Annotated in this window: 26 protein-coding genes, 1 pseudogene, 1 riboswitch and 1 other annotated feature; of the genes and pseudogenes, 14 read left to right on the top strand and 13 right to left on the bottom strand. The window is 62.0% G+C overall.

From position 1 onward, the window contains the following. Position 1: 1 nt before the first annotated feature. From AC4QBL_RS08075 to AC4QBL_RS08100, 6 genes are all read right to left on the bottom strand, one after another. Positions 2-1,114 carry a cobalt-precorrin-5B (C(1))-methyltransferase gene (locus tag AC4QBL_RS08075; protein ID WP_300651034.1) on the bottom strand — a complete coding sequence of 371 codons (1,113 nt, stop codon included), beginning with the start codon at positions 1,112-1,114 and terminating at the stop codon, positions 2-4. Then, entirely contained in the window at positions 1,111-1,824 is a 714-nt protein-coding gene (locus tag AC4QBL_RS08080) for a precorrin-8X methylmutase (protein WP_487623706.1), read from the bottom strand. The genes AC4QBL_RS08075 and AC4QBL_RS08080 overlap by 4 nt, the downstream gene beginning before the upstream one ends. Positions 1,825-1,862: 38 nt before the next feature. Further along, on the bottom strand, positions 1,863-2,750 hold the full coding sequence (locus AC4QBL_RS08085; RefSeq protein ID WP_370654588.1) for a sirohydrochlorin chelatase: 888 nt from the start codon (positions 2,748-2,750) through the stop codon (positions 1,863-1,865). Then, complete coding sequence (cobM, locus tag AC4QBL_RS08090) at positions 2,747-3,559, bottom strand: precorrin-4 C(11)-methyltransferase (RefSeq protein ID WP_300651031.1); 813 nt, start codon at positions 3,557-3,559, stop codon at positions 2,747-2,749. The genes AC4QBL_RS08085 and cobM overlap by 4 nt, the downstream gene beginning before the upstream one ends. A 286-nt stretch (positions 3,560-3,845) precedes the next feature. Beyond that, complete coding sequence (locus AC4QBL_RS08095) at positions 3,846-5,180, bottom strand: cobyrinic acid a,c-diamide synthase CobB (RefSeq protein ID WP_300651028.1); 1,335 nt, start codon at positions 5,178-5,180, stop codon at positions 3,846-3,848. 532 nt (positions 5,181-5,712) lie between these two features. Further along, a riboswitch (cobalamin riboswitch) is annotated at positions 5,713-5,960 on the bottom strand. A gap of 265 nt (positions 5,961-6,225) precedes the next feature. Next, positions 6,226-7,224, bottom strand: coding sequence for a hypothetical protein (locus AC4QBL_RS08100; protein WP_472890443.1), 999 nt, complete (start codon positions 7,222-7,224; stop codon positions 6,226-6,228). 77 nt (positions 7,225-7,301) lie between these two features. Here AC4QBL_RS08100 and AC4QBL_RS08105 point away from each other — a divergent pair. Both AC4QBL_RS08105 and istB (AC4QBL_RS08110) read left to right on the top strand, forming a co-directional pair. Then, positions 7,302-7,523 (top strand): annotated as a pseudogene (locus AC4QBL_RS08105) (IS21 family transposase); the annotation flags it as partial. Next, complete coding sequence (gene istB / locus AC4QBL_RS08110) at positions 7,513-8,304, top strand: IS21-like element helper ATPase IstB (RefSeq protein WP_300651026.1); 792 nt, start codon at positions 7,513-7,515, stop codon at positions 8,302-8,304. The pseudogene AC4QBL_RS08105 and the gene istB (AC4QBL_RS08110), both read left to right, overlap by 11 nt. A 306-nt stretch (positions 8,305-8,610) precedes the next feature. Here istB (AC4QBL_RS08110) and AC4QBL_RS08115 read toward each other — a convergent pair. Further along, a protein-coding gene (locus AC4QBL_RS08115) for an IS3 family transposase (RefSeq protein ID WP_472908251.1) occupies positions 8,611-9,842 on the bottom strand; the annotation gives its coding sequence in 2 pieces (ribosomal slippage) (positions 8,611-9,551 and positions 9,551-9,842; 1,233 coding nt in all). Next, positions 9,445-9,561, bottom strand: a sequence feature (AL1L pseudoknot). It overlaps the preceding gene by 117 nt. A gap of 710 nt (positions 9,843-10,552) precedes the next feature. Here AC4QBL_RS08115 and AC4QBL_RS08120 point away from each other — a divergent pair. The 8 genes from AC4QBL_RS08120 (at position 10,553) to AC4QBL_RS08155 (ending at position 15,399) form a co-directional block, all read left to right on the top strand. Next, positions 10,553-11,083 carry a hypothetical protein gene (locus tag AC4QBL_RS08120; protein WP_300651523.1) on the top strand — a complete coding sequence of 177 codons (531 nt, stop codon included), beginning with the start codon at positions 10,553-10,555 and terminating at the stop codon, positions 11,081-11,083. A 731-nt stretch (positions 11,084-11,814) separates the two neighbouring features. Beyond that, positions 11,815-12,294 carry a hypothetical protein gene (locus tag AC4QBL_RS08125; protein WP_439609129.1) on the top strand — a complete coding sequence of 160 codons (480 nt, stop codon included), beginning with the start codon at positions 11,815-11,817 and terminating at the stop codon, positions 12,292-12,294. A 72-nt stretch (positions 12,295-12,366) separates the two neighbouring features. Further along, positions 12,367-12,435 (top strand): DUF4113 domain-containing protein, encoded by a 69-nt coding sequence (locus AC4QBL_RS08130; protein WP_300651537.1) that lies wholly within the window; start codon positions 12,367-12,369, stop codon positions 12,433-12,435. Between the two features lie 29 nt (positions 12,436-12,464). Then, a complete protein-coding gene (locus AC4QBL_RS08135) occupies positions 12,465-12,689 on the top strand; it encodes a hypothetical protein (protein ID WP_472908250.1) in 225 nt (74 codons plus the stop codon). Continuing rightward, on the top strand, positions 12,689-12,892 hold the full coding sequence (locus AC4QBL_RS08140; RefSeq protein ID WP_472901542.1) for a hypothetical protein: 204 nt from the start codon (positions 12,689-12,691) through the stop codon (positions 12,890-12,892). The genes AC4QBL_RS08135 and AC4QBL_RS08140 overlap by 1 nt, the downstream gene beginning before the upstream one ends. 304 nt (positions 12,893-13,196) lie before the next feature. Further along, positions 13,197-13,580 (top strand): type II toxin-antitoxin system RelE/ParE family toxin, encoded by a 384-nt coding sequence (locus AC4QBL_RS08145; RefSeq protein WP_300651532.1) that lies wholly within the window; start codon positions 13,197-13,199, stop codon positions 13,578-13,580. Continuing rightward, a complete protein-coding gene (locus AC4QBL_RS08150) occupies positions 13,577-13,906 on the top strand; it encodes a helix-turn-helix domain-containing protein (RefSeq protein ID WP_300651534.1) in 330 nt (109 codons plus the stop codon). The genes AC4QBL_RS08145 and AC4QBL_RS08150 overlap by 4 nt, the downstream gene beginning before the upstream one ends. Positions 13,907-14,085: 179 nt before the next feature. Next, positions 14,086-15,399 carry a site-specific integrase gene (locus AC4QBL_RS08155; protein WP_439609131.1) on the top strand — a complete coding sequence of 438 codons (1,314 nt, stop codon included), beginning with the start codon at positions 14,086-14,088 and terminating at the stop codon, positions 15,397-15,399. 423 nt (positions 15,400-15,822) lie between these two features. On the opposite strand, the gene AC4QBL_RS08160 is transcribed toward AC4QBL_RS08155, so the two are convergent. Both AC4QBL_RS08160 and AC4QBL_RS08165 read right to left on the bottom strand, forming a co-directional pair. Continuing rightward, positions 15,823-16,170 carry an alpha/beta hydrolase gene (locus AC4QBL_RS08160; RefSeq protein ID WP_492131646.1) on the bottom strand — a complete coding sequence of 116 codons (348 nt, stop codon included), beginning with the start codon at positions 16,168-16,170 and terminating at the stop codon, positions 15,823-15,825. Between the two features lie 263 nt (positions 16,171-16,433). Then, a complete protein-coding gene (locus AC4QBL_RS08165; RefSeq protein WP_472908248.1) occupies positions 16,434-16,847 on the bottom strand; it encodes a site-specific integrase in 414 nt (137 codons plus the stop codon). 929 nt (positions 16,848-17,776) lie between these two features. On the opposite strand from AC4QBL_RS08165, the gene istA reads away from it, so the two are divergent. From istA to AC4QBL_RS08180, 3 genes are read left to right on the top strand one after another with little or no spacing between them, the layout of a single operon-like run. After that, on the top strand, positions 17,777-19,288 hold the full coding sequence (gene istA / locus AC4QBL_RS08170; protein WP_472906279.1) for an IS21 family transposase: 1,512 nt from the start codon (positions 17,777-17,779) through the stop codon (positions 19,286-19,288). Then, positions 19,275-20,039, top strand: coding sequence for an IS21-like element helper ATPase IstB (istB, locus tag AC4QBL_RS08175; protein ID WP_472906280.1), 765 nt, complete (start codon positions 19,275-19,277; stop codon positions 20,037-20,039). The genes istA and istB (AC4QBL_RS08175) overlap by 14 nt, the downstream gene beginning before the upstream one ends. After that, positions 20,036-20,254 carry a hypothetical protein gene (locus AC4QBL_RS08180; RefSeq protein WP_472901141.1) on the top strand — a complete coding sequence of 73 codons (219 nt, stop codon included), beginning with the start codon at positions 20,036-20,038 and terminating at the stop codon, positions 20,252-20,254. The genes istB (AC4QBL_RS08175) and AC4QBL_RS08180 overlap by 4 nt, the downstream gene beginning before the upstream one ends. Positions 20,255-20,428: 174 nt before the next feature. Here the strand turns inward: AC4QBL_RS08180 and AC4QBL_RS08185 are convergent, their stop codons facing one another. Together AC4QBL_RS08185 and AC4QBL_RS08190 are read right to left on the bottom strand one after the other, a co-directional pair. Beyond that, on the bottom strand, positions 20,429-21,247 hold the full coding sequence (locus tag AC4QBL_RS08185) for an Arm DNA-binding domain-containing protein (RefSeq protein WP_472908310.1): 819 nt from the start codon (positions 21,245-21,247) through the stop codon (positions 20,429-20,431). A gap of 227 nt (positions 21,248-21,474) precedes the next feature. After that, entirely contained in the window at positions 21,475-22,071 is a 597-nt protein-coding gene (locus tag AC4QBL_RS08190; RefSeq protein WP_472908309.1) for a tyrosine-type recombinase/integrase, read from the bottom strand. Positions 22,072-22,448: 377 nt separating this feature from the next. Between AC4QBL_RS08190 and AC4QBL_RS08195 the strand changes: the two genes are divergently transcribed. Further along, positions 22,449-23,627, top strand: a complete 1,179-nt coding sequence (locus AC4QBL_RS08195) for a site-specific integrase (RefSeq protein WP_472908308.1) — start codon at positions 22,449-22,451, stop codon at positions 23,625-23,627. A gap of 142 nt (positions 23,628-23,769) precedes the next feature. Here the strand turns inward: AC4QBL_RS08195 and AC4QBL_RS08200 are convergent, their stop codons facing one another. Both AC4QBL_RS08200 and AC4QBL_RS08205 read right to left on the bottom strand, forming a co-directional pair. Next, positions 23,770-24,714: a nucleotidyl transferase AbiEii/AbiGii toxin family protein gene (locus tag AC4QBL_RS08200; RefSeq protein ID WP_472908307.1), complete on the bottom strand. Its 945-nt coding sequence runs from the start codon at positions 24,712-24,714 to the stop codon at positions 23,770-23,772. Continuing rightward, complete coding sequence (locus AC4QBL_RS08205) at positions 24,707-25,315, bottom strand: hypothetical protein (protein WP_472908306.1); 609 nt, start codon at positions 25,313-25,315, stop codon at positions 24,707-24,709. The genes AC4QBL_RS08200 and AC4QBL_RS08205 overlap by 8 nt, the downstream gene beginning before the upstream one ends. Positions 25,316-25,377 lie beyond the last annotated feature (62 nt).

Below are 25,377 nucleotides of genomic sequence, written 5' to 3' on the forward strand. Positions count from 1 at the left end.
GTCAGCCTTCCGCCTGCGCAATCTTGCGACCGTCAAAGTCGCAGACCAGCACCTGCAATTCAAATTGATCGGGGTAGCGCGTGCGCAGGGTCTGGATGACCTTCTGCGCCAGCGCGGTGTGGAACGCGCTGCCAAGGCCCAGCGCGTCCATGCGCTCGCCAGCGTAGCGCGCCGTCTCGTTACCGCGAATGGCCTCGCACACCTCGGGAGGCGCTCCCACGCGAGCGGCCAGATCGGCCAGCAGGCCGGTGTCCACCTCGGCGCGGCCCGCGTGGGTGATGGTTTCACCCTGGGCGATCTTGGTCAGCTTGCCGACCATGCCACCTATGATTACCTTCTTTAGCCCGGCCTTCACCGCCGCGCCCATGGCGTAACGCAAGAAATCGCCCATCTGCACGAACGCCGGCTCGGGCAGTTCGGGCATTTCTTCCATCACAAATTTTTCGGTGCGCCCGCCGGTGGTCAGCACCACCACGCCGTGGCCCAGCGTGCCCGCCACCTGCACGCCCTGCACCACGCTGGCGCGGTAGGCGGCGGTGGAATACGGCTTGACGATGCCGGTGGTGCCCAGGATGGAGATGCCGCCCAGGATGCCCAGGCGCGCGTTCAGCGTCTTCTTGGCCATCTCTTCGCCCTGCGGCACCGAGATACGCACCTCCAGGCCCATCTCGTCCAGCAGGCCCTGCCCCACCAGGCGAACATTGGCCTCGATGTTGCGGCGCGGCACCGGGTTGATGGCCGGGCCGCCCACCGCCAAGCCGAGGCCGGGCATGGTGACCGTGCCGACGCCGACACCGCCCGCCAGCACGACCTGACCCGGCTGCCCGGGCAGCAGGTGCAGGTCGGCGGTGAGGTGGGCCTTGTCGGTGCAGTCCGGGTCGTCGCCCGCGTCCTTGATCACCATGGCGTGGGCGGTGCATTGGGTGCCGCTGCCGTCCACCCGGCCGTCCTGCACGGCGAAGCGCACCACGTCGCCGTTGGGCAGCAGGCACTCGACCTCGCCGGGCACCTCTCCCGTGATCAGGCCGATGGCGGCCGCGCGCGCCGCCGCAGCGGAACACGCACCGGTCGTGAAACCGGTGCGCGTGCCGCGGGGCGCGTCTTTTTTCATCATGTGGCCAGTTCCCTGGCTTCGGCCAGGCCCAGCAGCGCGTGGATCGCGGCAACCACCAGGGTGGAGCCGCCCTTGCGGCCACGGATCACGATCCATGGCACATCGGTCTCCAGCGCCATCAGATCCTTGGACTCTGCCGCCGACACGAAACCCACCGGCATGCCCACCACCAGAGCAGGGCGCGCACCCTCTTCATGGATCAGGCGCACGATCTCGATCAGCGCCGTGGGCGCGTTGCCGATGCCGACGATGGCACCGTCGATCAGGCCCAGTCGGTGTGCCTTGCGCATGGCTTGCACCGCGCGGGTGGTGCCTTCGGCCTTGGCCTGCTCGATCACGTCCGGGTCGGAGATGAACTGGTGCGTGCTCATGCCGAAGTGCCCCAGGCGCGGCGCCGACAGGCCGACACAGATCATCTCCACATCCGCCACCACACGGGTTGCGCGAGACAAGATCGAGGTCACCCCCCGCTCCACCGCCTGGGGATGGAAATCGGTCAGGCCGTTGAAGTCGAAATCGGCATTGGCGTGGATCATGCGGCGCACGATGGGCCACTGTTCGGGCATGTAGGGGTGAGAAAGCACCTCGCGGTCGATCACGGCAAACGAGTCGTGCTCGATGGCGCGACCCGCTGCAGTGAGCTGCTCGGTGATGACGTTGGCCGTCTCAGGCGTTGGCATGGTCATGGGGGCGCTTGTGGCCATGGGCATGGTCGTACTCATGCGCGTGTACAGGTGCGTGGGGGTGTTCATGCGTCAGCATGGTCGTGCGTGTGGTCGTGACTGTGCGGCAACGCGTCGTCGTGGTGGTGACCTCCCATGCCGTGTTCCTCGGCAAAGCTGCGGTATTTGCAGCCGTCGCAAGGCATCAGCGCAACCGGCGCGTTGCGCCGCATGTCGTTTACGCGCTGCTCCAACAACTCGACAATTTCCTTCTCGAACCCAAAGTATTTGGTGGAGGCGAAACGCAGCGTCGGGTACTGAGCCTTCAAGTGCTCGACCTGACGGGTGATGCGCTCCACCAGCGTGCCGTTGAACAGGTAGTACGGCAGCACCACCACCTGCTTCATGCCGAGCATGCTCTGGCGCTGAACCGTCTTTTCCAAGCGCGGGTGAGTGATGCCGGTGAAGGCGAGGTCCACCAGATCGTGGTCGGTTTCCTCCAGCAACCAGCGCGCCATCTTGGCCATGTCGCCGTTGGCCTGCCGGTCCGACGAACCGCGCCCCAGCAGCACCACGCCGGTGGTGCTGGGGTCGGGCATGTCGAGCGCCTGCATCGCGCCCTTGAGGCGGCGGCGCAGGATGGCCAGGATCGGGTCGCAGGCACTCAAGTGCGGCGCATACAGGAACTGCACCAACGGGAACTGGAGGCGGGCGCCATCGATGGCCTGCGGAATGTCCATCTTCACGTGGCCCGCCGCGTTCAAGATCAGTGGCACCACCATCACGCGGCTGGCGCCGGTGGCGGCGCGCTTCAGGCCCTCGCTCATGGTGATCTCGGAAAACTCGATGAAGCAGACCTCGATGCGCCAGCCCGGCTGGCGCTGGCGCCACTGTTCGGCGAAGGAAAAGATCTCGTCGTTGCCCGAGGCTTCGCGCGAGCCGTGGCCCACCAGCAGAATGGATTCGGTGTTCATGGAGCGTCCGATGTGAGGGTTGAAGCGGGCACGCTGGCGCGCCGGAAACGGTGGGTGAAACTGGCGTCGTACAGCTTGGATTTCGCCAGGGTGGTCCATTGGCGCGCGCCCAGCGTGGGGCTGGCGATCACCATGGACTGGCTGGCGATTCTGGCGTCGCGGCACAGGGCCTGAATAGTGGCGACCGTGCCGCGCACGATCTTTTCCTCGCCCGGCCAGCTGGCCTTGTGCACCACCACCACCGGCGCGTCGGGCGACCAGCCCGCCGCCAGCAACTCGGCCGACACCTTGCCCAGCAAGGTGATGCTCAGGAAGATGCACAGCGTGCTGTGGTGCGCAGCCAGCTCACGCAGCGACTCGCCCTCGGGCATGGGGGTTCGTCCCTCGACGCGGGTGAAGATCACGGTCTGCGTGACTTCGGGCAGGGTCAGGCTCTCCACTGCTGCTGCCGCGCTGGCCATTGCCGACGAAACACCCGGTACCACCTGGATGGCGACGTCCGCCGCGTCCAGCGGCTGCACCAGCTCAATCAGCGCGCCGTAAAGGCCAGGATCGCCGGTCTGTAGCCGCACCACCGTATCGCAGCGGGCGGCATGCTCGATGAGCCAAGCAGACATCTGCTCCAGGGTCATGTTCTTGCTGTCGGCAATCGCGCAGCCTGCTGAGGCCCAGCGCAGGGCGGCTTCGCTGACGAGCGAACCCGCAAACAAGATCGCGCCGGCTCGCTCAATCAAGCCACGACCCTTGACCGTGATCAACTCCGGATCGCCAGGACCAGCGCCAACGAACCAGACCGTGCCCGACGTCATGCTTCATCTCCTGTTTGAATCCTCGACGACTCTGTCAGGATCACAAATACGTGCTGCGTACGCACTTTGCGAACGCTTTGACAACCTGTGCGTGAGCCAGCCCCGTCCACGAAGAACCTCCTTATGTTCTGCGCGTCGTGCATCACAGGTATGTGACCGAGCTCTCGGAACGTGCTCCGCACGCGGACAGGCGACCTAAGCTCCGGGGCCACCACTTTGATGCCCAATGCGCACGGATACTCTATGGCCTCTTGCGGCAGACAGCGGGTGCTCAACTGGTCCTGGTTCATGCCAACACCTCCGGCAGAAAAAGCGCCGCTGCGGCCGTTGGACTGGACGCCATCCAGGCGTGGAAATAACTGGCTCGCAAGGCACCTCGTTGGTACACCGCCTCGCCAGCGCACTTTGCACCACCACGCGCGGAGGCCGTATGTAGCACCGGCTCCAGAGCTGTTTCGCAGACTGAATAGTGGAAGGTGTGTCCTCGCAGTTCGCCTGTCGCCAGTTCCAGCTTCTGTGGTCCCAGCGCGGCAAGTCGTGGCTGCATTCGCACCACACCCGGGAACAGACCCCACGACACATGGCTGCGCCCCTCCAAGTCCACTATTGCGTCGAACAGCACCATCATTCCGCCGCACTCGGCCCAGACCGGGCGTCCCGTGTTGACATGGACCACCAGACTGTCGCGGGTTGTGTCGCTGATCGACAAAGTTTCTGCGTGCAGCTCGGGGTAGCCACCGGGCAACCAGATTGCATCGCATGTGGGCACGGGATCGTTGGCCAGTGGCGAGAAAAACACCACCTGCGCACCCAACGCGCGCAAGGTGTCCAGGTTGGCAGCGTAGATGAAGCAGAACGCAGCATCACGCGCCACCGCCACCGTCTTTCCGGCCAACAGGGGCGCTATCGAAGGGCGCTCGGTAGGGGCGTCAAAGCTGACCGACCAACGCGCAAGATCGGCCGAGTCCAGCTTGCCCAGCGGCGTGCTAAGCAAGGCGTCGGCAGCGGCATCGAGCCGGGCCATTGCATCGAGCAACTCGCTCGCCACTGTCAGCCCCAGGTGGCGTTCGGGCAAGGCGAACGCAGGGTTGCGCATCACCGCACCCAACCAACGCGAAGCCGCCTCTCCGTCTTGCGAAGGCAGAGCATCTTGCAACATCTGTGCGTGCCGTCCGCTGGCCACGCGGTTAGCCAGAACTCCGGCCCAAGGCAGGCCCGGGCGGAAGTGCTGCAGACCAAAGGCCAGCGCTCCGAAGGTGCCCGCCATGGCCGATGCATCGATCACAGCCAGCACATGCAGGCCGAAGCGCCGCGCCAGATCCGCCGCACTCGGTTCGCCATCAAACAGGCCCATGCCCCCCTCAACGATGATCAAGTCGGCCTCTTGCGCAGCGACGTGTAGGCGCGCGCGGATGTCGAGCTCACCTGTCATCCACAGATCCAAGTTGTGCACCGGGTGGCCCGTTGCCAGCGCGAGCCACATCGGATCCAAGAAGTCAGGTCCGCATTTGAACGCCCGTACCTTTCGCCCAGCGCGCGCGTGAAGACGCGCCAACGCGGTGGTGACCGTGGTCTTGCCCTGACCGGACGCCGGGGCAGCCACGAGAATGGCGGGGCACATGGTGATCACTGTTGAGACTCTGCGTTGAGCGTCACGCAAGCCACTCGTCCCGGCAGGTTATGGCCGGTAGTGGTTTCGTCGAGCTTTCCACCCACACTGTTCAGGCACAGGCCCCTCGGCGTATCTCCTTCTACGGCGCGCCGGACGTATAACCGCCGACTCCAAAGACACGGCGGTGGATGCTCGTTAACTGAGTTGTCTAAGGCAACGGTCTCAAGACGCATGAAGGCGCCCCGGAGCACTTGTCCCATCGAACGCCCCGCAACGTCAGCGGCATTGGATACGGATGCCACAACGCCACTGGACAGGGCATTCGACCAGGGGTTCGCCATCGTGGCGGTCGCCGCAGTACCCGCCAGTGAGAAAAATTGCGGAGGCCGGGCGTGCGAAAGACAAGCCATCAAGCCAGTGGCGTCCCATCGGGGAACGCGCAGGTTGCGAAATTTCATGCGAAGGAAGCAGACCGGATCACGGGCTCTCACCGCCTTCCCCGACGGTGCTTGAGCGTCACGGCAGCACACCTGTTGCCAGACGCACCACCACCCTGTTGGCCGGTATCCGGGCTGACAGAACGACCTCCATCGCCTTCCCAGACGACTCGGTTGTCGTCCAGTGGCTGCGTGATGAAAGCTGAGTCGCCTGAACAATTCAGGCTTCTCGTCTGCTTACCGTTGCGGGGGCAGCGCAGGTTAGGTTCGTCCTTGTGGACTCGCCCTCCTGCTTCCCGTTGAACTGCGGCATGTGAACCACGCCGCGAGCACCAACGAAACAGAGTATAGCAGGCTGCCGAAATACCTGCGGGCCAATCTACCGCCACAACGTGAATCGCTCGGGGGCCAGTTTCGGCGTTTGCTCGGCGGCAACTGCACTTTGTCGGTACCGCCACTGGCAGTCCACTGCCCTTGATCAATTCGGCGCTCAAGACGGGATTTCTTGACGTGCCCTTGTGTTTTGGCAAGAAGGAATTCACTTGCGCTGCGTTACACGGCTCGGTGGAGCGCATGCGGGCTGGGACGGATTGCTGACTTGAGGGTGCCTTGGCGCATCAAGGCTCGCGTGGACAACCGCTCCCGGACCCTGCATCGAGGTGGTGCATCAACACAGGCGCCATGGAGCGCAAGATCTGCACCGGCAGGCCGGAGGTGAAGCGGTGGTCAGCCGCGTTCGGTCCCACCACGTAGGCGGTCACGCTGCCGAAGTGCCTTGGTCCCAGGTAAAAAACGAAGGTGGCCGTGCGGTTCAGGGCCAGGCCGCCGCGCCCTTTCACCACCACGCGGTTGTCGCCGGTGCCGGTCTTGCCACCGGGCGACAGGTCTGCTCCCGAGGCAGACTGGAAGCTGCCGGCGAGCCGCCGGGCCGTGCCCGCCTCCACCACTTCCGACAAAGCTTTTTTCAACGCCAGAGCCACCTCGGGCGCCATGACCCGCTCACCCACCACTGGTGTGGGCCGCAGTGCGGTCTCCCACGGCGTGCCCTGCGCAAAATGCAAGTCTGAAATGCGGTGCGTGGGACGGCGGATACCACCGTTGACGACGATGCCCATCAACTCGGCCAGCGCGGCGGGTCGGTCCCCGGAGCTGCCCAGGGCCGTGGCCAGCGAAGGCACCAGATGGCCGAAGGGGTAGCCAAGGCGAGCCCACCGCCGGTGGATATCTAGGAAAGCCTCCACCTCCATCATGGTGTAAATGCGTGCGTCCTGGGCGTCCTTGGCACGCGTGCGAAACAGCCAGCGGTAGACCGCTTGGCGCTCGGCGGCACTGGCGGCGATCGCCTCGCTTAGGGTAGCGTCGGGGTGTTGCAGGCGGAAGGCCACCAGCCAGAGTTCCAGCGGGTGCACCCGGGCCACATAACCGCGATCCGGTAGGTCCATGGTGTCGGGCGCGAAACGCTTGTACAGCACGGCCACACGGGGCGCAGTGGGGGCCTGGTCGCCCAGCTGCGCCGATAGATAAACACCCAGGGCGTCGGGCGATGCGGCGGGCTCCAAGTAACGGAACACTGCGGTCAGCCGGTCGGCGCCAGGGCGCAGCCCGTCGAGCAGCATGTCGCGCAGTTCGGCCGGGGTGCGGTTGTCGGTCTTGCGCCAGAAGCGGCGCAGGAAGGCCTGGCCTTCGCGGTCGGCAAGCAGTTCTGGCAGCAGTCGAGACTGCTCTGGAAGCCAGTGTGGCCACCAAAACCCACATATTGAATGTTTTGCATCGACTCATAGACGGAAAGACGGCTGTGGCGGAAGTCAAGGCGCCCCAGGCATTGAAGCTATCGACGGAGCCGCAGGCAAACGTCCTGCGATATGACACTTTGCGCACCGCACGAGTCAATGAGGAGGTCCGCCATGGCACATGATTTGGCAACGACCTCCATCGTCGCACTTCTTAAAAGCCTCAAGATGCATGGCATGGCCCACGCAGTTGCAGAGCTGGGTGAGCAAGGGGCGCCTGCATTCGAAGCGGCACAACCCATTCTTGCAAAACTGCTAAAGGCGGAAACGGCTGAGCGGGAAGTGCGTTCGATGGCTTATCAGATGAAGCTCGCTCGATTCCCTGCCTACCGAGATCTTGCCGGGTTTGACTTTGCACAGAGCGAGGTAAATGAGGCCATGGTCCGGCAACTGCACAGAGGTGACTTCCTTGACAAGGCATACAACGCTGTCCTGGTTGGAGGGCCTGGCACTGGGAAGACCCATCTGGCTACAGCTATCGGCGTCCAGGCCATCGAGAACCAACATCGCCGCGTTCGCTTCCTCTCGACCATTGAACTGGTCAATGCGTTGGAGGTCGAGAAGTCGAGTGGGAACGCGGGGCAGCTGGCAAATCGACTGATGCATGTCGACTTGGTCATTCTGGATGAGCTGGGCTACCTTCCCTTCAGCGAGTCAGGAGGGGCGCTGCTGTTTCACTTGCTGTCCAAGCTCTATGAGAGGACGAGCGTCGTGATCACCACGAACCTGAGCTTCGGTGAATGGTCCAGTGTCTTCGGTGATGCGAAGATGACGACGGCGCTTTTGGATCGACTGACGCACCGATGCCATATTCTGGAGACCGGAAACGACAGCTATCGGTTCAAAAATAGTTCAGCAGGCCCCAAGTCCGAAAAGGAGAAAACGAAGCACTTATCCACAACGTGAGCTGCTTTGCTCACACAAGCGGGTGGGTCAGCATTCGATGGAAATCTCGGGTCAGAGATCAGTGGAACTCAACAATCGATACTGTTCTTTAGTGCGTTTATCGGCTTTATTGGAGCAGATATGAAGCCGAAATATCTACTCACCCAAGACCGATGAGTTCAAAAACGTGACGCCTCCCCTGAATCCGGTCAGTTCAAAACTGGGATCGGGCAGGTCACGGCCTTGTTGACGGGCATCAGTTCAGTACCTGAGCGGTCCATGGCACTCTGAACCGCCCCGGGAATCGTGGAGGCCGTTTGGTTTAAGTCAGGCTGCCACCGTGGCGGTCTGACTGGCGAGTTGCCGGTAGTAGTTTGCCTCAGCTTCTGCCGGCGGTATGTAGCCGATGGGTCCGAGCAGCCTGTGATGGTTGAACCAGGACACCCATTCCAGCGTCGCCAGTTCCACCGATTCACGGGTTGGCCAGGACCGTCGGTGAATCACCTCGGCCTTGTACAGCCCGTTGATCGTCTCTGCCAAGGCGTTGTCGTAGCTGTCACCCTTGCTGCCCACCGAAGGCTCAATACCGGCCTCGGCTAGCCGCTCGCTGTAGCGGATAGAAACGTATTGCGACCCCCTATCGGAATGGTGAATTAAGGCGCCATCGCGCTCAGGCCGCCTGGCATAGAGCGCCTGCTCCAGGGCATCCAGAACGAATTCCGTATGCATGGAGGTGCTGACCCGCCAACCCACAATGCGCCGGGCGTACACGTCGATCACGAAGGCCACGTACAACCAGCCTTGCCAGGTTGAAACGTAGGTGAAGTCCGACACCCAAAGCTGGTTGGGGCGTTCGGCTTTGAAGACACGGTTGACCCTGTCCAGCGGGCACGGCGCCTTCATGTCGCTGATGGTGGTGCGCACCACCTTGCCGCGGCGCACGCCCTGCAAGCCCAGGCGCTTCATCAAACGCTCGACCGTGCAGCGGGCAATCTCGACCCCTTCCCGGTTCATCTGCTTCCAGACTTTGTCGGCGCCGTAGACCCGCATGTTGGCCTGCCAGACGCGCTCAATCTGAGGCACCAAGGTGTCCTCACGTTGGGCGCGTGCGCAGCGCAGCTCGGGATTGCGTTGTTGGGCAGCGTGGCGCCAGTAGCCTGACGGGGCGATCTGCAGAACTTTGCAGATCGACTCGACCCCATAGGCCTGTCGATGCTGATCGACGAAGTTGTTCAGGACTTCAAACGGCGGTCGAGCTCCGCCTGGGCGAAAAACGCGCTGGCCAGCTTCAATATCTCGTTGGCCTTGCGCAGCTCCTTGTTCTCGCGCTCAAGCTCCTTCAGGCGCTGCAACTCGGTCGTCGTGACGCCGGCCCTGGTGCCGTTGTCGATCTCATCGCGCTTGACCCATTCGTTGAGGGTCTGGGGCACGCAGCCGATCTTGGGTGCGAGGGATTCGATGGTTGCCCACAGCGAGGGGTAATCGCCGCGGTGCTCACGCACCATGCGTACAGCCCGCTCGCGGACCTCGGGTGAAAACTGGTTTGACTTCTTGCTCATGGCTCAATCCTCTCAGAGAAAAGAGCCTCCTCAAAACCCGGGGCGGTTCACTCGGTTCTGGCGCCGCAAATACTTACAGGTGCGAGCTTGACCAGACCGCTGGAGTCATTCAGGATTTTCTGTTGATACTTTGTGAGTATCTATTTGGCGGTGCCGGCGTCGATGCAGCGAGTTGAGAGGGGTTTCGAGGTCGTTCCCACAGTGACTGCAGCGAGCGTATGTGGCGGTGAGATATCCCCTGATTCAGGGGATATGTCTGTGGAAAACCATGCGCGCTTCGTCGCAGACCCTTATGCGGCGGGTGTATTAACGCAATGCCATCGAAATGTGCAATCGAGAGCTGCTGGAAGCACCTCAGGCATCCCGTTTAACCCGGCCGGCATGCCCCCCGCCCCGGGCAGACGCTTGAATAGGTCGCTATGCAAAACTGATCTCGTCAATGTGGAGATCGTCACGCGCAAGAAGGTCCACATGGTGCTCACGCAGCGCTTCGAGCGCGCGCCTCAGGATCTGGCCCACAACCTTGCCCACGAGTCTGAGCAGACTGAGATGGAGTTGGTCGAAAGAACATGTGATACGTTCCATAGCGGGCACCAAACCTCCTGCGCATGGCTCTGCCCCACATCTATCGCATGAGGTCTTATCTGGCCGAAGCGACATTGACATCGACGCCGGCGCCAGCCATCTTGTCACGTTGTACACATTGATCCATGGTCAGTAAGAAGCGAAACAAGCCATTTGTGCCACGGTGGAAACCCGCCACCAACACTTTCGAACTCGCCGCGACAAGAGCGGCCAAGATTGATCCAGCGACCCTCACCGGCTTGGCAGAGTCGCTGAAGCGGTCATGTGGCGACCTGACTGTCCCCGAGAAGTCAGCGATGTCGTGGCAGGATCTACGCTTGGCGGTGGTGGTCTCTCGACGGGTAGAGCGCATGGGCGTGGTGAAAGGGCTCACGTCCATATTGGATGCAGCCTTCGAGGCGTTGGAGTCGATTCGTGTGCGCTGCACGGTCACTGGCGCTTGGCGCTACTGCCAACCCAAGACTGAGGAGATCGCCGCGATCGTCGAGATGTGCGAAATTCATGCTTTTCAGCTGCGCCAGATCAGCAGCCGTGAGTTTGAACTGATCTTTCTGCAGTCACGAGAAGACTCCAAGCGGTTGCCCCAGATTCATTTCCTTGGTGAGCCCGCTGCGAAGGGGGGAGAAACGTCTAACAGCCCCTCAAGCCAAGACTAGAAATTCACATCCCCCTCTACATTCGCAGAGAGAGATTCTCGGTCGTTGACGGCTTGTGCATGCACGTTCCCACTTGCGGTTCCGCGCACTTGGGCAGTCCGATGCGGGCTACCAGGGTGTGGGCAAGCGTCGATGCGACAGATTGATTGACGTCGCGGGGCGCTCCAGGAGGAAAATCGTTAGCATGACCCAAAAAGCAAGTCGGCAGGAGGTGCCTCGCCCCGCTTCGCGGCTGCGGGATCGCGGCGTTTCATCCCGGGCACGCGCTGGAGAACCTGCTAAATCGGTTCGATCCAAAGCTGCACAGCGCAGAGTTGATGGCTTGGCGTCCTCTTGGGGTTGAGGAGTCGCCATGACCACGAAGGAGGAGCGCCGCGATGCGATGGCCCAGTCTCTTACGACACGTGGATTGCGGGCCATGAACCCACGCCACGATTTCTGGCGGACGCCGCGGCGGTGGTTGAGGGCACGATGACATATGACCAGGCCATTTGCGACAGCGCGGCAAGGGCGCGCTGTCGCAATGGATAGGAGCTGCCCCAAGTTTTCCAAGGCATAGAGAGCCGGTCGTGTGAGCTATCGGGAGGGGGCCGACTCCGCGTGGCCGACTGAATGCCCGCATAAAGTAAGCCATCCTTAGTGACTTTGACGCTTATGAGCTAAAACTGGCCGTATGCCGGCTTGACCTCCTATGGGGGTCATGTTTCTTGATCTGAGGCCTATAGTGGGTCATGGTTGCTTGCACGCGCCCCCTCATCCCCGTACTGACCGCCTGTGCACTGCTGCTGCCCCCCTCGACCAGCAGCAGCGAGAGCGTGCTGGTCAGCTTGGAAAAGTCCAGCACCGAGTTAGAACTCCGCATCATCATCCCTCAGTTCATACGCGTGCTGGAAAACAGCCACCCCGTGGTGCTGGACGCCGATGCCGATGGTGACTGGAGCGCCCAGCAGCGGCTGGTGGTGGTGTCCAACATGAAGCGCGGCTTCTGCGTCACCTTGCGCATGAGCGCTCCCGAGGTCGACGCCTGGCGCCTGCACACGCCGCAAAGCGGCGGCATCACGCTCGATGCGATGCACGACGGCTACCGCCTGTGCACGCCGCGCCCGGGTCGCTACACGCTGGTGCTGCAACACGAGTTCGAGGCGACGGCGCAAAGGTCCACCACCGGCGCGCTGCGTTGGCCGGTGCGGACCGACATCACGGCACTCTGAGCATCGAACTGTCGCGCGAGCTTCCGAGTTCCGAGTAGAAATTCATGATCGGAATGCGGCTCATGGATGGGGATGAAGCAGGAACGCCGAACCCCTCAGTACACAACGAGGCTTGAGGATGTGCCGGTGGCGAGGGCGTGATCAAGGACAATTCGCATACCCCCACCCGTATGACGCCCACCGTGAACTTTCCTCCAGGGCATCCGACGCTGCTACGACACCCAGTGCCGGATGGGATTCCATTCCCGGTGGAGACCGTGCTCGAACTGCCTGCGGTAGCCTATGAAGTGGAGCAGCGAGACGACTGGTGGATTGTGAGGGTCGTGGTCACCGGTGAAGCCGTTTACCAAGGTCCGGGTCCGGTTGATGTTTTCGTATCCGAAGCGCCATTTTGATGACTGAACATCCGACGTTACTGTGGCATCCCAAACCTGATGGCGTGAACAGCTACCGCGAGACGCCCCTACCGCTGGAGCCTCACGAATACCACGTCATCGAGGTGCACGACTGGTGGATTGTGATCGTGATTGTCAACGGTGAGATGGTGTACGAAGGCGCGGGTCCAGTGAAGGTTTATCGTTCACCAACGCCCTTTTAGAGCAGGGGCTAGAGGGATCATCCGTAGTTCGAACGCCCTTCACCTCTTGGCGGGGATGATGATGTCCTGCACGTTCTTCTCCACCACCGAGCACGCCGAGCAACCACCCCAAACTTTTGAGAATCAAACCAGTAACCGTCCACTGAAGTGGGTCAACTCCAATACACGTCAGGGACGGAGAATCGGCCTGGGGAAATGCTGATCATTCGGCGTCGGCGGGCACGGCCGGTGCATGCGTGAATTGCCCGAGGTTTGGCTTTCGGCGAGTTGACGGCGGTATGCCTAAACGGACATAATTGAGGCGATGTTGAAGCAAGCGCGCAAACCCATCAAATGGGTCAGCTCCGCCAAGCGCGATCTGGATGCCATGCCAGAGGATGTCAAAGACGTCTTCGGCCATGCCATCGACTTGGCGCAAGCCGGCGGCAAGCACCAGGATGCCAAGGCCATGACGGGTTTCGGCTCGGCCGGTGTGCTGGAGGTGGTCGAGGACCACCAGGGAGACACCTACCGGGCTGTCTACACCGTCAAGTTCGCCGGCTGGGTCTATGTTCTGCACTGCTTCCAGAAGAAATCCAAAAGCGGCATCGCAACGCCCAAGCCAGATATGGACCTGATCAATATCCGCCTGAAGGCCGCAAAGCAAGATTTCGAGGTATGGTTGGCACAGCAAGGAGTACGCAAATGAATGCACACAACGACATCACCATTGAAGAAGGTGGCACGAATGTCTACGCCGACCTGGGTTACACCGACGCGGCCGAGATGGCGCGCAAATCCCAGCTGGCCGGTGAGATCGCGCGCGCGATCAAGGCACGCCGCCTGACGCAAGAGGATGCTGCGACGCTGCTGGGCATCGATCAATCCAAGGTCTCGCGCATCACACGCGGCCAATTCCGCGGCGTCAGCGAAGCCAAGCTGCTGGAACTGGTGGCCAGGCTGGGTCACGATGTGAAGATCGTGGTCGGCCCGGTGCGCCGCCGCGCCGGCAAGATCGAGTTGCAGTTTGCCTGAGCTCGCCCCGCAGCATCAGGCTCAACCCAATTTGCGACACGCTTGCCTGTCAGCTGTTGCTCGCATGTGGACCGGTGAGCTGCTGTTGGCGTCGGCGGTGCCCGATGCGATGGCCGCTGCCGTCATAACATCGGTCGACGCCAATCCTCCTGACGGGAAAGCAGCCTGACGACCGTCACATGACCCGTGTTGCCCAATACATCGAGGCCGCCGAGCGCGACAACACGCGCAGGAGTTACGCCTCCGCAATTCGCCATTTCGAGATCGAGTGGAAGGGCCTACTGCCTTCCACGGCCGACGCCATCTCCCGCTACTTGGCCGACCATGCGGCGACCCTGGCCATCAACACGCTGCGCCAGCGGCTGGCCGCGCTGTCCCGCTGGCATACCGATCAAGGTTTCCCCGACCCCACGAAGTCGCCGCTGGTACGCCAGGTACTCAAAGGCATCCGCTCCGTCCACTCCGCGCCAGAAAAGCGCGCGCGCCCGCTGGAACTGGCGGTGCTCCAGCAGATCGATCAGTGGCTCGACGCTGCCATCAGCAATGCCCAGCGCTCCGGTGACCAGCCGGCTTTGCTTCGCCACGCGCGCAACCGCAGTCTGATGCTGCTGGGGTTCTGGCGCGGATTCCGCTCCGACGAACTGGTCAACCTGCGCGTTGAGAACACCGAGGTCACCCCCGGCCAGGGCATGGCCTGCTTCCTGGGCCGCAGCAAAGGCGACAGGCAGTTGCAGGGCCGCGTTTTCAGATGCCCGGCCTTGTCCCGCCTGTGTCCCGTGACCGCCTTCAATGTCTGGGTCGACTTGGCCGGTTTGACCGAGGGCCCGGTGTTCCGCAAGATCGACCGCTGGGGCCATGTCGCCGATGAAAGCCTGCATGCCAACAGCCTGATCCCCTTGCTGCGCAGCCTGTTCGCTGAAGCCGGCGTCGAGTCGCCCGAGGAATACAGCAGCCACTCCATGCGCCGCGGCTTTGCCGGCTGGGCACGTGCCAGCGGCTGGGACATCAAGGAGCTGATGGAATACGTCGGCTGGAAGGATGTCAAGTCGGCCATGCGCTACCTCGATGCGTCGGATTCCAGCCTGCAAGCCCGGTTCGAGCAAGGCCTGACAGCCCTGGCGCCGGCAACTCTGCAGCCAGCGCCGCCTTTGTTGTTGACAGAACAGGCCGACGCTCTGCGCCTGCCGGCCGCAGGAACGACGCCTGTGGCAGTCTTGCGTGTCACGATGGTGCTGACCCGCTTCAGCAAGCAGTCGCGCGGCTTGGCGCTGGGCCACCGGCTGATCGAGCAGACCTGCTTTGAGCGTTTCGCCATGCAGCGCCTGAACGCGAAGGGCACACGCTACGAACTGGCGATTCCCTACCTGTCCCGCGACGTGCTGGATGAGGTGATCGCCACGCTGCTGGATGATATGTACCGCATCGCCGAGGACAACCAGTGCCTGTTGGAGACCTCGTTTCACGAACCCGCCACCGATTCACACTGGGACTGAGGCGATGGGCAGACAGGCAGCCTGGCGGGGTAGTCCCCGCAAATGACAACACTCCATGAGACGGCCTATCCCAGCCTGAAACTCGATCCGACCGCCCGTGAGTTGGCGGAGCAAGATGGTCCGGGCTCAGTTGCTCAACTGCAACGGCATCGCGCCTCCCAAGGCTTGCAGCGAGGACCAGGTGGTGGAGCAGCTGATTGAAGCCCTTTACAAGCTGCGCGACAAGCGCACGGACAGCCTTGCTTCGCTGATGTCGCGGAATTGGCGTGCCCGGTGGTCGGTGGCAACGGCCTCTGAACGGTGAGAAGAGAAGTTTTCCTTGGCAACCATGGGGGAGATCATCGGACAAGATGGCGCTCGCTGCTTAGGAAGCCACGGGTTTACCCTCGCATCCTAACCGGGTCATTTGCACCGAATCTGAGATCACCCCAGCAGGTGGTCCACTGCATCTGGCACGCGGGCGCTGGCCGAGTAGCCGAGCAGGCCACCCATGCTGCCACCCAGCAGCACCAGAGGGCGGGCGTCTGCGGCGGTTTGTTCGCGCAGCAGGTCGGCCACGCAGTCCACCCAGTGGGGGTAGGTGATGGCACCCGGGTTGGGGACCTCGGTCAAGCCGTAGCCGGGCAGGTCCGGCGCCAGCACGTCAAAGCCCCTATCGGCGGCCAGTGCAGCCAGCGGCCACAAGGCACCCGAATGACCGCCAGCCCCATGAAGAAGCAGCAGGCGGGCGCCTGCATCGGGCCGAGGGATCCGCGCGAAGTGGACCCGCATGCCTCGCCAGGGCCACCAGTAGGATTCAGGCGCCTGGACGGTAGTGGCACGCTGGCGCCAAGGCTCGGGTAGGCAGGCCAGATATTCGGCAGGATTGATGGAGCGGGGCATCAGGGTGGGCAGCGTGGCGGCTCAGCGGCTTCACGGGTGGTTTCTGGGACGAGCGGGTGATGGCGTTTACACGACCAACGGCAATGGACATGAAGTGGCCTGGAACAATTGTCAGCGCCTGAAGGCCAACCACGTAAAAGCCAGCACCTCCGTCACTCAGCCCTCGACGCCGCCGCTCCTGAGTGGGAATCATCCGGCGTTGGCCGCCGAGCTGCAGCCTCTATAAAGTCAGCCACCGTCTGCCATCCAGCGCGCAGTTGCGCCTCACTCTTGCCCACGTAGTGTCCCAAGGTCACGTCACCTGCAACCGAATGGTTGAGCATTCGCTTCAGCAAACCACCTGAGACCAGCTCTTCTGCGATGCTGGCAAAGGTATCGCGCAACCCATGCCCTTGCACATGGGTTTTTGCCCTTGCATTGATCCACTTCAGCGTTTTTCGGGCATCGGTGATGGGGAACAACACTTCGTCGGGTTTTCGGCCTGCGCAGTGCTTTGATGCGATCTCAAGCGCCTGTCGGGCCAGCAACAGCTTGTGGTCACTACGGTTCTTTGTATCCCGCAACACGACCTTTCCAGCTTCACAGTCCACGTCACCCACCCTGATTGGCGGGTAGTTGTATCGCTTGTCGCCATGAATCTCTCCTCCGCGACACCCGGTGTTAGCGGCGCTCTAAACCCGCGTAAATCTGGTGTCGGCAAGCAGTCGGTGGCGGTCATCCGCGGCAGTCAGCTGACTGCTTTGAATTTCCTTTGAATCGAAGGGTGCCCGTTGCACAGGGCACAGACGTGTCCTGAGCGTGCCTGCTTTGGCCATGGCGAGCGGGCTTGAGCCAGCGCAGGGGTATGGCGCAGCGCTGGTGTTTTGCGTTACATATCGCCTACCTGTGTAAGAAGCAGGCGCGACAGTGACAGTCACTTTCCGGTAAACCCACTGTCGCGCCCCGAGACCCACCGCTTTGGAGGGCGCCGTTGCCGCTGTCAGTATTCACGAAGCGGGCGTGGCTGTCCAGCAGCGTGGGCCCACGCATGGGAATGGACCGCCCATGCCCACTGCCCAACACGCACCACCACAGCCGCCGTCACCACCGCCCAGACGTTTTCTGTGCGCCCTGTGTCGCAGCCCTGTGCTCATCTGCAGCCACTGCGACCGCGGCCAGCGCTACTGCAGCGCAGTCTGCTCACTCCAGGCCAGAAGTTGCGCCCAGCGCGCCGCTGCCAAACGCTACCAGGACAGCCGCAAGGGCCGCCACGCTCACGCCACACGCCAGGGGCAATGGCGCGCGCGCCAACAAATAGTGACGCATCAGGGTGGCCCACCACCGCCCTGCGCTGATGTACTCCCATCCAGCGACGCAACCGCTCTGAATCCAGACGCAAGCCAGCGCTGCAAGTGCCAGTTTTGCGGCCGTTCGGTCTCGGCTTTTGTGCGTCAGGACTTTCTGCGATGCCGCTTTCGCCATCCATCCCAACCTTCCGTATGGAGTACCGACTCACATGGCCATTTCACCTGAACTCAAGGCGCAGATCCTGCGCTACCACCACGCCGAGCGCTGGCCGGTGGGAACCATCTCGTCCCAGCTGGGCGTGCACCGCGAGACCGTCATGCGCGTGCTCACCCAGGCCGGCGCGGCCCCAATCGTGCCCGCACAACGCACTTCGGGCGTGACCCCCTACCTGCCCTTTATCCAGGAGACCTTGAAGCAGTTCCCCAACCTCACGGCCAGCCGGCTGCACACCATGGCCGCCGAGCGCGGTTACGAGGGGCGCCCCGACCACTTTCGCCACATCGTCGCCCGCCACCGTCCGCGCCCCCCAGCACAGGCCTACTTGCGCCTGCGCACCTTGCCCGGTGAACAGGGGCAATGCGACTGGGGCCACTTCGGCCACATCCAGATCGGGCAAGCCCGCCGACCCTTGATGGCCTTCGTGATGGTCCTTTCCTGGTCCAGACGCATCTTCCTGCGCTTCTTCCTGGGCGCGCACATGGAGAGCTTCCTGCGCGGGCACGTCCAGGCCTTTGAATCCTGGCACAGCGTTCCCAGGGTCGTCTTGTACGACAACCTCAAGAGCGCGGTGCTCGAACGCAAGGGGCAGGCCATCCGCTTCAATCCCACGCTGCTGGCACTCTCGGCGCACTACCGTTTCGAGGCCAGGCCCGTGGCCCCGGCCCGGGGCAATGAGAAGGGGCGCGTGGAGCGGGCCATCCGCTATATCCGCACCGCCTTCTTTGAGGGACGCAGCTTCACCGATATCGACGATCTCAATGCCCAGGCCGATGCCTGGGTGGCTGGTCCTGCCAGCGCTCGGCGCTGCCCCGAGGACTCCCAGCTGTCGGTGCAGCAGGCCTTTGACCAAGAGCGCTCGCACCTGATGGACATCCCGGCCACACCGTTTTGTTGCGATGAGATCCGCGGCGTTACAGCGGCCAAGACACCCTACGTTCGGTTCGATCTGAACGACTATTCCATCCCCCACACCCACGTTCAGCGCAGCCTCACCGTGCACGCCAGCTTGCGTGAGGTGCGTATTCTGGACGGCCAGCAGGCGCTGGCCTCGCACCCGCGTTGCTGGGACAAGGCTCAGCAGATCGAGATCGAGGCCCATGTGCAGGACCTGGTGCAGCACAAGCGAGGCGCGCGAGCGCACCGCGACACGGACCGCCTGGTACACGCGCTTCCTCAGGTGCAGGATTTGCTGACAGAGGCGGCCAAGCGGGGTGAGCCGTTGGGGCGGATCGCCCGTGAGTTGCAGGAGCTCCTGGACGTGCATGGACGCACGCAGATGATGGCCGCCGTCACGGACGCCATGAGCCGCGGTGTGCCGCACCCCCATGCGGTTCGTCTGGCGCTTGAGCGCCAGCGTCAGAGCAAGAGCCAGCAGCAAACCCCGCCCCCGCTGGGCGTGGCCCTGTCTGCGCAGGTGCGCGCGCGCGACATCGCCGTGCGCCCCCACAGCCTGGACGGCTATGACCGCCTCACGCAGGAGGGTGACGATGCCAACAACTGATTCGGCCACACTCAAACTCCGAGCCCAGGCGCTGCAACTACACGGGGTGCTGTCCCACTGGGATACCTGCTGCACAGAGCCCTGGGTGGGCACGTTGCTGGAATGGGAGGAGCACGAGAGAAGTCGCCGCTCCATGGAGCGCCGGCTGCACAGTGCGCGCATCGGGCGCTTCAAACCCCTGGTGGATTACGACTGGAGCTGGCCCGAGCAGATTGACCAGGCCAGCGTGAGCGAGCTGATGACGCTGCAGTTTCTGCACAGTGCCAGCAATGCCATCCTGGTGGGCCCTTCTGGCGTGGGCAAGACAACCATTGCCCAGAACATTGCACATCAGGCGGTGCTGCAAGGGCACACCGTCATGTTCACCACCGCCGGCAAGCTGCTGGGCGAGTTGGCCAGCCTGGACAGCGATTCGGCACTGCGTACAAGACTGCGCCACTACGCCAGACCCGCGCTGCTGGTCATTGATGAGGTCGGGTATCTGTCGTATTCCAGCCGGTATGCCGATCTGCTGTTCGAGTTGATCAGCCGGCGCCACGAGCACAAGAGCACGCTGATCACCACGAACAAGTCCTTTGCCGAGTGGGGCGAAGTGTTCCCCAACGCGGCCTGCGTGGTCGCCCTCGTGGACCGCCTAGTTCACCACGCCGAAATTGTTGGCATCAAGGGCAACTCGTACCGGCACAAGGAGGCGCAAGAACATGCCCGGGCGCGCACGGTAAAGCGCAAGCCTTCAAAGGAGACCGTATGAAACCGTGGCATCCGCCTTCAGGACTGCGCCAAGGGCTGCCATTCGCGGTGGACGACACCTGGACACCGGAACAAGCCATGGCGGTGATGGAGTTGCTCGATGATCTGCGCGATCGCGTCTGGACCCATTACGGAGGGGTCATCCAGGATCTGCTGCGTGCGCAGCGCGTGACCACTGATTCACTGGAAGACTTTGACACGGACTTGCCGTTCTGAGCGCCAACGAGTCTCCCGCGCCAACAACAAGGGCCCCTGACGGGGCCCTTGTTGTTGGCACGCTCAGCACCGAAAACCGCACCCAGAATCGGCCACCAAAAATGAACGCCGGATTACGTCACCAAATTCCGCCACCACTTACCGCCGCCAAATTTACGCGGGTTTAGACCGCCGCTAACACCCGGTCAGCAACTGGAAACGGTAGTAGTCGGCCGCGACTTGTGAGGGGGCTTTTCCGCTTGCCCGCCACCAGGCACCCAGTCGCTCCGGTGGGATTGGAGCTGGGTTCCCTTTCGCCGGTGCGAGCACGATCCGATCGCGCCCCGCCGTATCACGGCCCAGCGGATTGCCCGGCACCACGACCCCATGCCATCGCATCACCGCACGCAACACCTGCATCGCATAGTCGGCTTGCCGTTTTGAACGCTTGAGCAGCGACGAATACTGATCCCGAATGTCATCGGAAGTGAGCTTCACCAACAGCTTGTTGGCGAGCTGAAACAGCAACCCGTCTGCCAGTTTCTTGCCCGTCTTGGTTGTTTCCCCGGGTTCGACCATGGCCAGGTAGTCAGCCTTTGTGCGGGCCTTCAATGGCAGACCGTCCTTTGCCCGCCGCTTCTTGTCAACGTACTCGCGGAGTGCCTTGGCGACTGTCATGCCCTCTTGCCGGTCCATTTGCTCGCGCTCAGCTGCTTCGGCCCGCAACCGTGCCTCCTCTTGGGCTGGCCAGTCCACCCCGTCGCGAGCCAGCGCCCGGATGCGAGCGGCCTCGGCACAGGCCGTGGCGACCTTCATTTGGCCCGGACCTTCCCCATACTCCTGCGGCAATCGATATTGGCGCTCTACATCAGACCCCTTGACGGAGTAGCGGACCAGTAAGGTGCGAACGCCATCTGGCGCGATGCGCAGCTGCAAGCCTCGGTCGAGCGTCAGCTTGTAGGGCTTCGCTTTGGCTTTGTGGGTTTCAATCGCTCTGACCGTGAGGAGCGGCATTTGCGTGTTCCGTGTCCGACTGGTGTCCGAAAAATCCTGAGATCAGATGCTACCGAGCGGGACTGCATGAAACAACAAATTCTTGTAACCCATTGATTTAGAATGGTTTTATCTCGTCCCAGGACGTCCCATAGCGTCCCAGAAAATCTGGTTTATACTGACTGTTAATCCGCAGGTCCCTGGTTCGAGTCCAGGTCGGGGAGCCAAGTCAATCAAAAGCCAGCAGGTTAGCGCCTGCTGGCTTTTTTGCTTTCTGGGTTTGGCTGGTACCCGTCTGGTGCCAGTTTCTGGACTGATTGTTGATTCATCAGCACAACTGATGAAAGTGCTTCCCGAATGCGGAGGTGCAGCGGCTGAACCCGATCACCATACGCGAAAAAGCACGCTGGACCCCAAGCAACTTCAGCCTTCTCCAGCTGGCGCCATGAGATCGCTTCGTGCCGAAGATCATGCAGACGCAGATCAACGCAGCCGGCGCGCTCGAACGCCCGCTTGAAGCCGAGCTTGACGGTGTTCACGTTCGTGTCGAAGACGGTTTCGCTTGTTCTCGGCTGAGTAGCCAAGATTCGACGTGCGCGCAGCGACAGCGGCACCAAACAGGATTTTCGGTTCTTGGTGATGCTGCGAGGCAGATCGAGGTAACCATCGGCCAAATTTGTGTGCCACCACTGCAGCTTGAGCATCTCGCCCCGTCCCATGGCGGTCTCAATGGCGAAGCTGGCCAAGGACCAGATGAGCCGACCAGGCCGCAGTTTCGCTTTGATGGGCGCAGCCACGGCGCGCTGGGCCCGCGCTTTGAGGGTACGTTTGGAAAAACTGGCCATGAATGAACTCCAGGAACATGCCTTTCGGCGGTGATGGAGTTCATTGGCGCGAAATTGGCGCGAAACCTCAAGGGCTCGGTCCAAGCGGGTCGTCATGGGATTCGCCGGGAACCTGCGGGCAAGAAAAAACCCCGCAAAGTCAAGGACTTAGCGGGGTTTGGTCTTGGTGGGCGGTGCAGGGTTCGAACCTGCGACCCCTGCCGTGTGAATGACGGGAAATAGGACTTTCTGGGACGTTACGGGACATCGCTTTCATAGGTAAACCGTCCCAAACTGTCTCTATAATTCCATCGAAGTTTTTCCCACTTTTTCCCCACCAGATCTCGTCCATTGCGCTGTTGTCGTGAGACTTGATCGCACTTGAATGGAGACCCAGGATGCCGGCACTTGGCGTCGTTCAGGCAAGAGACAAACTGAAGCCTCAGCACGAGCCGCACTGGTTGAAGCTCAGCAATGGCTGCTACCTTGGTTTTCGCAAGATGACTCCGACATCGACCGGAACTTGGTTGGCTCGTTTTCGGGACGACAAGGGCAAGCAGCAGAAGCGCAGCTTCGGCGAGTACGCCGAGATGCCACCTTCGCAGCGTTATGACACTGCAAAGCGAGCGGCCGAGCAATGGTTTGCGCATCTCGGCAAGGGCGGAACTGCTGAGTCCGTGACCGTCCGAACGGCTTGTGAGCGCTACGTGAAGCACGTTCGCTCCACCCGCGGCGACAAGCCCGCCGACGACCTCGACATGCGCTTCAAAAGGTGGGTCTTCTGCAACAAGAATCTGGCTGCGCTTGATCTGGAAAAACTCAACAAAACCCGTATTGAGACTTGGCGCAATGAGATGGCGAAGACCCCCGTCGTCGTCAACCGTGACAAGCGCGATACCCCAATCACACGTCCCAGGTCCGCTGCCAGCGTTAACCGCGACATTGCGGCGCTACGCGCTGCGTTGAACTTCGCTCACGATGCAGGCAGCGTCACCACCGACATGGCGTGGCGGGTTGCACTCCGACCTAGCAAAAACGCAGATGGACGACGTGATGTTTTTCTGGACCGGGACCAACGCAGGTCGTTGATTAAACACGCCGCCCAAGACGTAGCCACTCTCTTGCGAGGCCTGTCGTCAGTCCCCTTGCGGCCTGGAGCCCTGGCGGCACTGACCGTCGAAAACTTCGATCTGCGCCTATCGGTTCTCACGATTGGAAAGGACAAGGCCGGGAGAGATCGAAAGATCAAGCTGCCCGAGGCCACCGCTGGCGAGTTCGCCGGTTTGTGCAGAGATCGGCCCGCACTGTCACCGATCTTCTGCCGCGCGGACAGCAAAGCGTGGAACAAGGACTCATGGAAATGGCCGATCAAGGAGGCAGCAGCTGCGGCCGATCTATCGTCCAACGTGACAGCCTACACCATCCGCCACAGCGTTATCACGGACCTCGTCACAGGCGGCCTTGACTTGCTCACCGTCGCTCAGCTTAGTGGGACCAGCGTCGCCATGATTGAACGCCACTACGGGCACTTGCGTGCCGACCACGCGGCAGCAGCTTTGGCGCGACTGACGCTCTGACCACTTGCCCGCTTGCCCGCTTGGCGCCAGTTCGGACTCCGTGTCCCGACTCGTGTCCGAAATTGCTCGGCATGCTTGGCTTGTGTCCCGGTTGCACCACCACTTGCAGCTCAGGGTGAGCGTGCTTGATCCTGTGGCAGCGTCACATAGCGTCAATGTTCTGCTGAATCCTTTCCAGAAGCGATTCGAAAGGCGGTTGACCCTGGTAATACAGGGCTGTGGTCTTGCGGTACTCCTGGGCAAAGCGCTGTCGCTGGGCAGGATCTGCGAGAACAAAGGCGGGGTTGCGGGCAATCACTTGCTCGTCACCGGCACGAAAGCGCTGCCCCTTGCGCACGCGATAGGCGGGCTCCCGCATGAAGTCCTGCACCTCCTCCAGACCCAGAAGGCAATAGACATCGTAGTAGTGGCGCAGGAAGTTGCCCGGGAAGGTTTGTGACTCGCCCAGCCGGCGGTACTTGGTCGAAATGGTCTGGAGTTTTTCGACGAAGGTGTGTGTGGGCGCATAACAAAGCACGCCGGCCGCCCGGTTGTCGAACGCAGACACCCCACGCTCTCTTGCGGTATCCCAGGCCCATGAGGAGATAGTGACCGGTCGATTGGGCGCCGTGTCATCGAATCCCAGTTCCAACAAAATACCGTCTTTGACCCCGGCCAGCGCGGCAGTGTGCGGCCCATAGACCAAACGGATGCCAGCGCTGCGCAGCTTCTCATCGTCAAACAGCGTGTCGCGCTGCACGGTGTCGATGCCCGGAATACGGATCCTTTCGGCCAGCGCGTCGTAGTAGTCGCGGCGCGATGCCACATGAGCCGGCTTGTCCTGATTGCGGCCCGTCTTCACGGCCATGTCTGCGGGTGGCTCGATTCGGATATCGATGTCCTCGGAAAAACGGTGGATGACGCCGAAGCCTTTGGATAAGGAGGTGCCGCCCTTCAGCTCGAACTGAAAGCCGTGCGCTTGCAGACCCCAGAGCACATGCATGATCCAGTAGTCCTTCTCCACCAGCGATGGGTCGAGTCCGCGGGCATCAGCCACCACTGCCAGAAGCTGGTCAAAGTCTCGCCGCTCGTGCAGAAACTCAGGCACCCTTCCACTCCCTGACGCGCTTGCGTGTGGCCATGCTGCCAAAACTGTCCACGGCACGTTGCAGGCGTGCCATGTCGTAAGACGGCAGCTTGCTGCGCGCCTGCTGCAGCACCGCATCGCGGTCTTCAGCCAGTTCGTCCAGGTTGTTTAACAAGTCCACGAACAGGAATTCCGGCGTCAACTTCTTGGGAAACCGCGGCTTTACACGGAAGTCGAACTGGCGATTGCCCAGTCTGAAAACGCCGTGGCGCTTGTGGTTGTAAACGAGGGTGCGGTTGTAAAGCTGCGTGGTGCCCAATCCCACGGTGTTGTAGGCCGATGGCGAAAAAACCAGAAAATCCTTGTCGCGCAGAAATCCGCCCACGACCTGCTCATCGGCCGGCGGGATCGGTCCAAAGCTCGAAGCCTTGGGTGCGTGATACAGCCCCTGCGCCAGCTTCTTGAGTGCACCGCTGGCCACCAACTTTCGCAGATGCCTGTCCACCGCCGTGGACAGGTGGGCAAGATCCTCCCGCCGATAAACCCGGCCAGCATGCAGCTCGCCCGCAAGCTGGGCGGCGGCACCACGAAGGGCTTCTGGAGAATGAGAAACGGTGGTCATAACAACTATAATTTCATTGAAATTTCATGCATTTTAGGTCAGTCGATGGGATTCCACAAGCG

Source organism: Hydrogenophaga sp. L99, from assembly GCF_058731905.1.

What these genes read in the sequence shown, in the direction of transcription:
- AC4QBL_RS08155 (WP_439609131.1), top strand. Translation starts at nt 14,086, where the DNA reads ATGACCCGTGTTGCCCAATACATCGAGGCCGCCGAGCGCGACAACACG.
- AC4QBL_RS08160 (WP_492131646.1), bottom strand. Translation starts at nt 16,170, where the DNA reads ATGCGGGTCCACTTCGCGCGGATCCCTCGGCCCGATGCAGGCGCCCGC.
- AC4QBL_RS08180 (WP_472901141.1), top strand. Translation starts at nt 20,036, where the DNA reads ATGAAACCGTGGCATCCGCCTTCAGGACTGCGCCAAGGGCTGCCATTC.
- AC4QBL_RS08140 (WP_472901542.1), top strand. Translation starts at nt 12,689, where the DNA reads ATGACTGAACATCCGACGTTACTGTGGCATCCCAAACCTGATGGCGTG.
- AC4QBL_RS08185 (WP_472908310.1), bottom strand. Translation starts at nt 21,247, where the DNA reads ATGCCGCTCCTCACGGTCAGAGCGATTGAAACCCACAAAGCCAAAGCG.
- istB (WP_472906280.1), top strand. Translation starts at nt 19,275, where the DNA reads ATGCCAACAACTGATTCGGCCACACTCAAACTCCGAGCCCAGGCGCTG.
- AC4QBL_RS08085 (WP_370654588.1), bottom strand. Translation starts at nt 2,750, where the DNA reads ATGAACACCGAATCCATTCTGCTGGTGGGCCACGGCTCGCGCGAAGCC.
- istA (WP_472906279.1), top strand. Translation starts at nt 17,777, where the DNA reads ATGGCCATTTCACCTGAACTCAAGGCGCAGATCCTGCGCTACCACCAC.
- AC4QBL_RS08195 (WP_472908308.1), top strand. Translation starts at nt 22,449, where the DNA reads ATGCCGGCACTTGGCGTCGTTCAGGCAAGAGACAAACTGAAGCCTCAG.
- AC4QBL_RS08120 (WP_300651523.1), top strand. Translation starts at nt 10,553, where the DNA reads ATGGTCAGTAAGAAGCGAAACAAGCCATTTGTGCCACGGTGGAAACCC.
- AC4QBL_RS08075 (WP_300651034.1), bottom strand. Translation starts at nt 1,114, where the DNA reads ATGATGAAAAAAGACGCGCCCCGCGGCACGCGCACCGGTTTCACGACC.
- AC4QBL_RS08190 (WP_472908309.1), bottom strand. Translation starts at nt 22,071, where the DNA reads ATGGCCAGTTTTTCCAAACGTACCCTCAAAGCGCGGGCCCAGCGCGCC.
- AC4QBL_RS08080 (WP_487623706.1), bottom strand. Translation starts at nt 1,824, where the DNA reads ATGCCCATGGCCACAAGCGCCCCCATGACCATGCCAACGCCTGAGACG.
- AC4QBL_RS08100 (WP_472890443.1), bottom strand. Translation starts at nt 7,224, where the DNA reads ATGCTGCTCGACGGGCTGCGCCCTGGCGCCGACCGGCTGACCGCAGTG.
- istB (WP_300651026.1), top strand. Translation starts at nt 7,513, where the DNA reads ATGGCACATGATTTGGCAACGACCTCCATCGTCGCACTTCTTAAAAGC.
- AC4QBL_RS08135 (WP_472908250.1), top strand. Translation starts at nt 12,465, where the DNA reads ATGACGCCCACCGTGAACTTTCCTCCAGGGCATCCGACGCTGCTACGA.
- AC4QBL_RS08095 (WP_300651028.1), bottom strand. Translation starts at nt 5,180, where the DNA reads ATGTGCCCCGCCATTCTCGTGGCTGCCCCGGCGTCCGGTCAGGGCAAG.
- AC4QBL_RS08125 (WP_439609129.1), top strand. Translation starts at nt 11,815, where the DNA reads ATGGTTGCTTGCACGCGCCCCCTCATCCCCGTACTGACCGCCTGTGCA.
- cobM (WP_300651031.1), bottom strand. Translation starts at nt 3,559, where the DNA reads ATGACGTCGGGCACGGTCTGGTTCGTTGGCGCTGGTCCTGGCGATCCG.
- AC4QBL_RS08150 (WP_300651534.1), top strand. Translation starts at nt 13,577, where the DNA reads ATGAATGCACACAACGACATCACCATTGAAGAAGGTGGCACGAATGTC.
- AC4QBL_RS08205 (WP_472908306.1), bottom strand. Translation starts at nt 25,315, where the DNA reads ATGACCACCGTTTCTCATTCTCCAGAAGCCCTTCGTGGTGCCGCCGCC.
- AC4QBL_RS08145 (WP_300651532.1), top strand. Translation starts at nt 13,197, where the DNA reads ATGTTGAAGCAAGCGCGCAAACCCATCAAATGGGTCAGCTCCGCCAAG.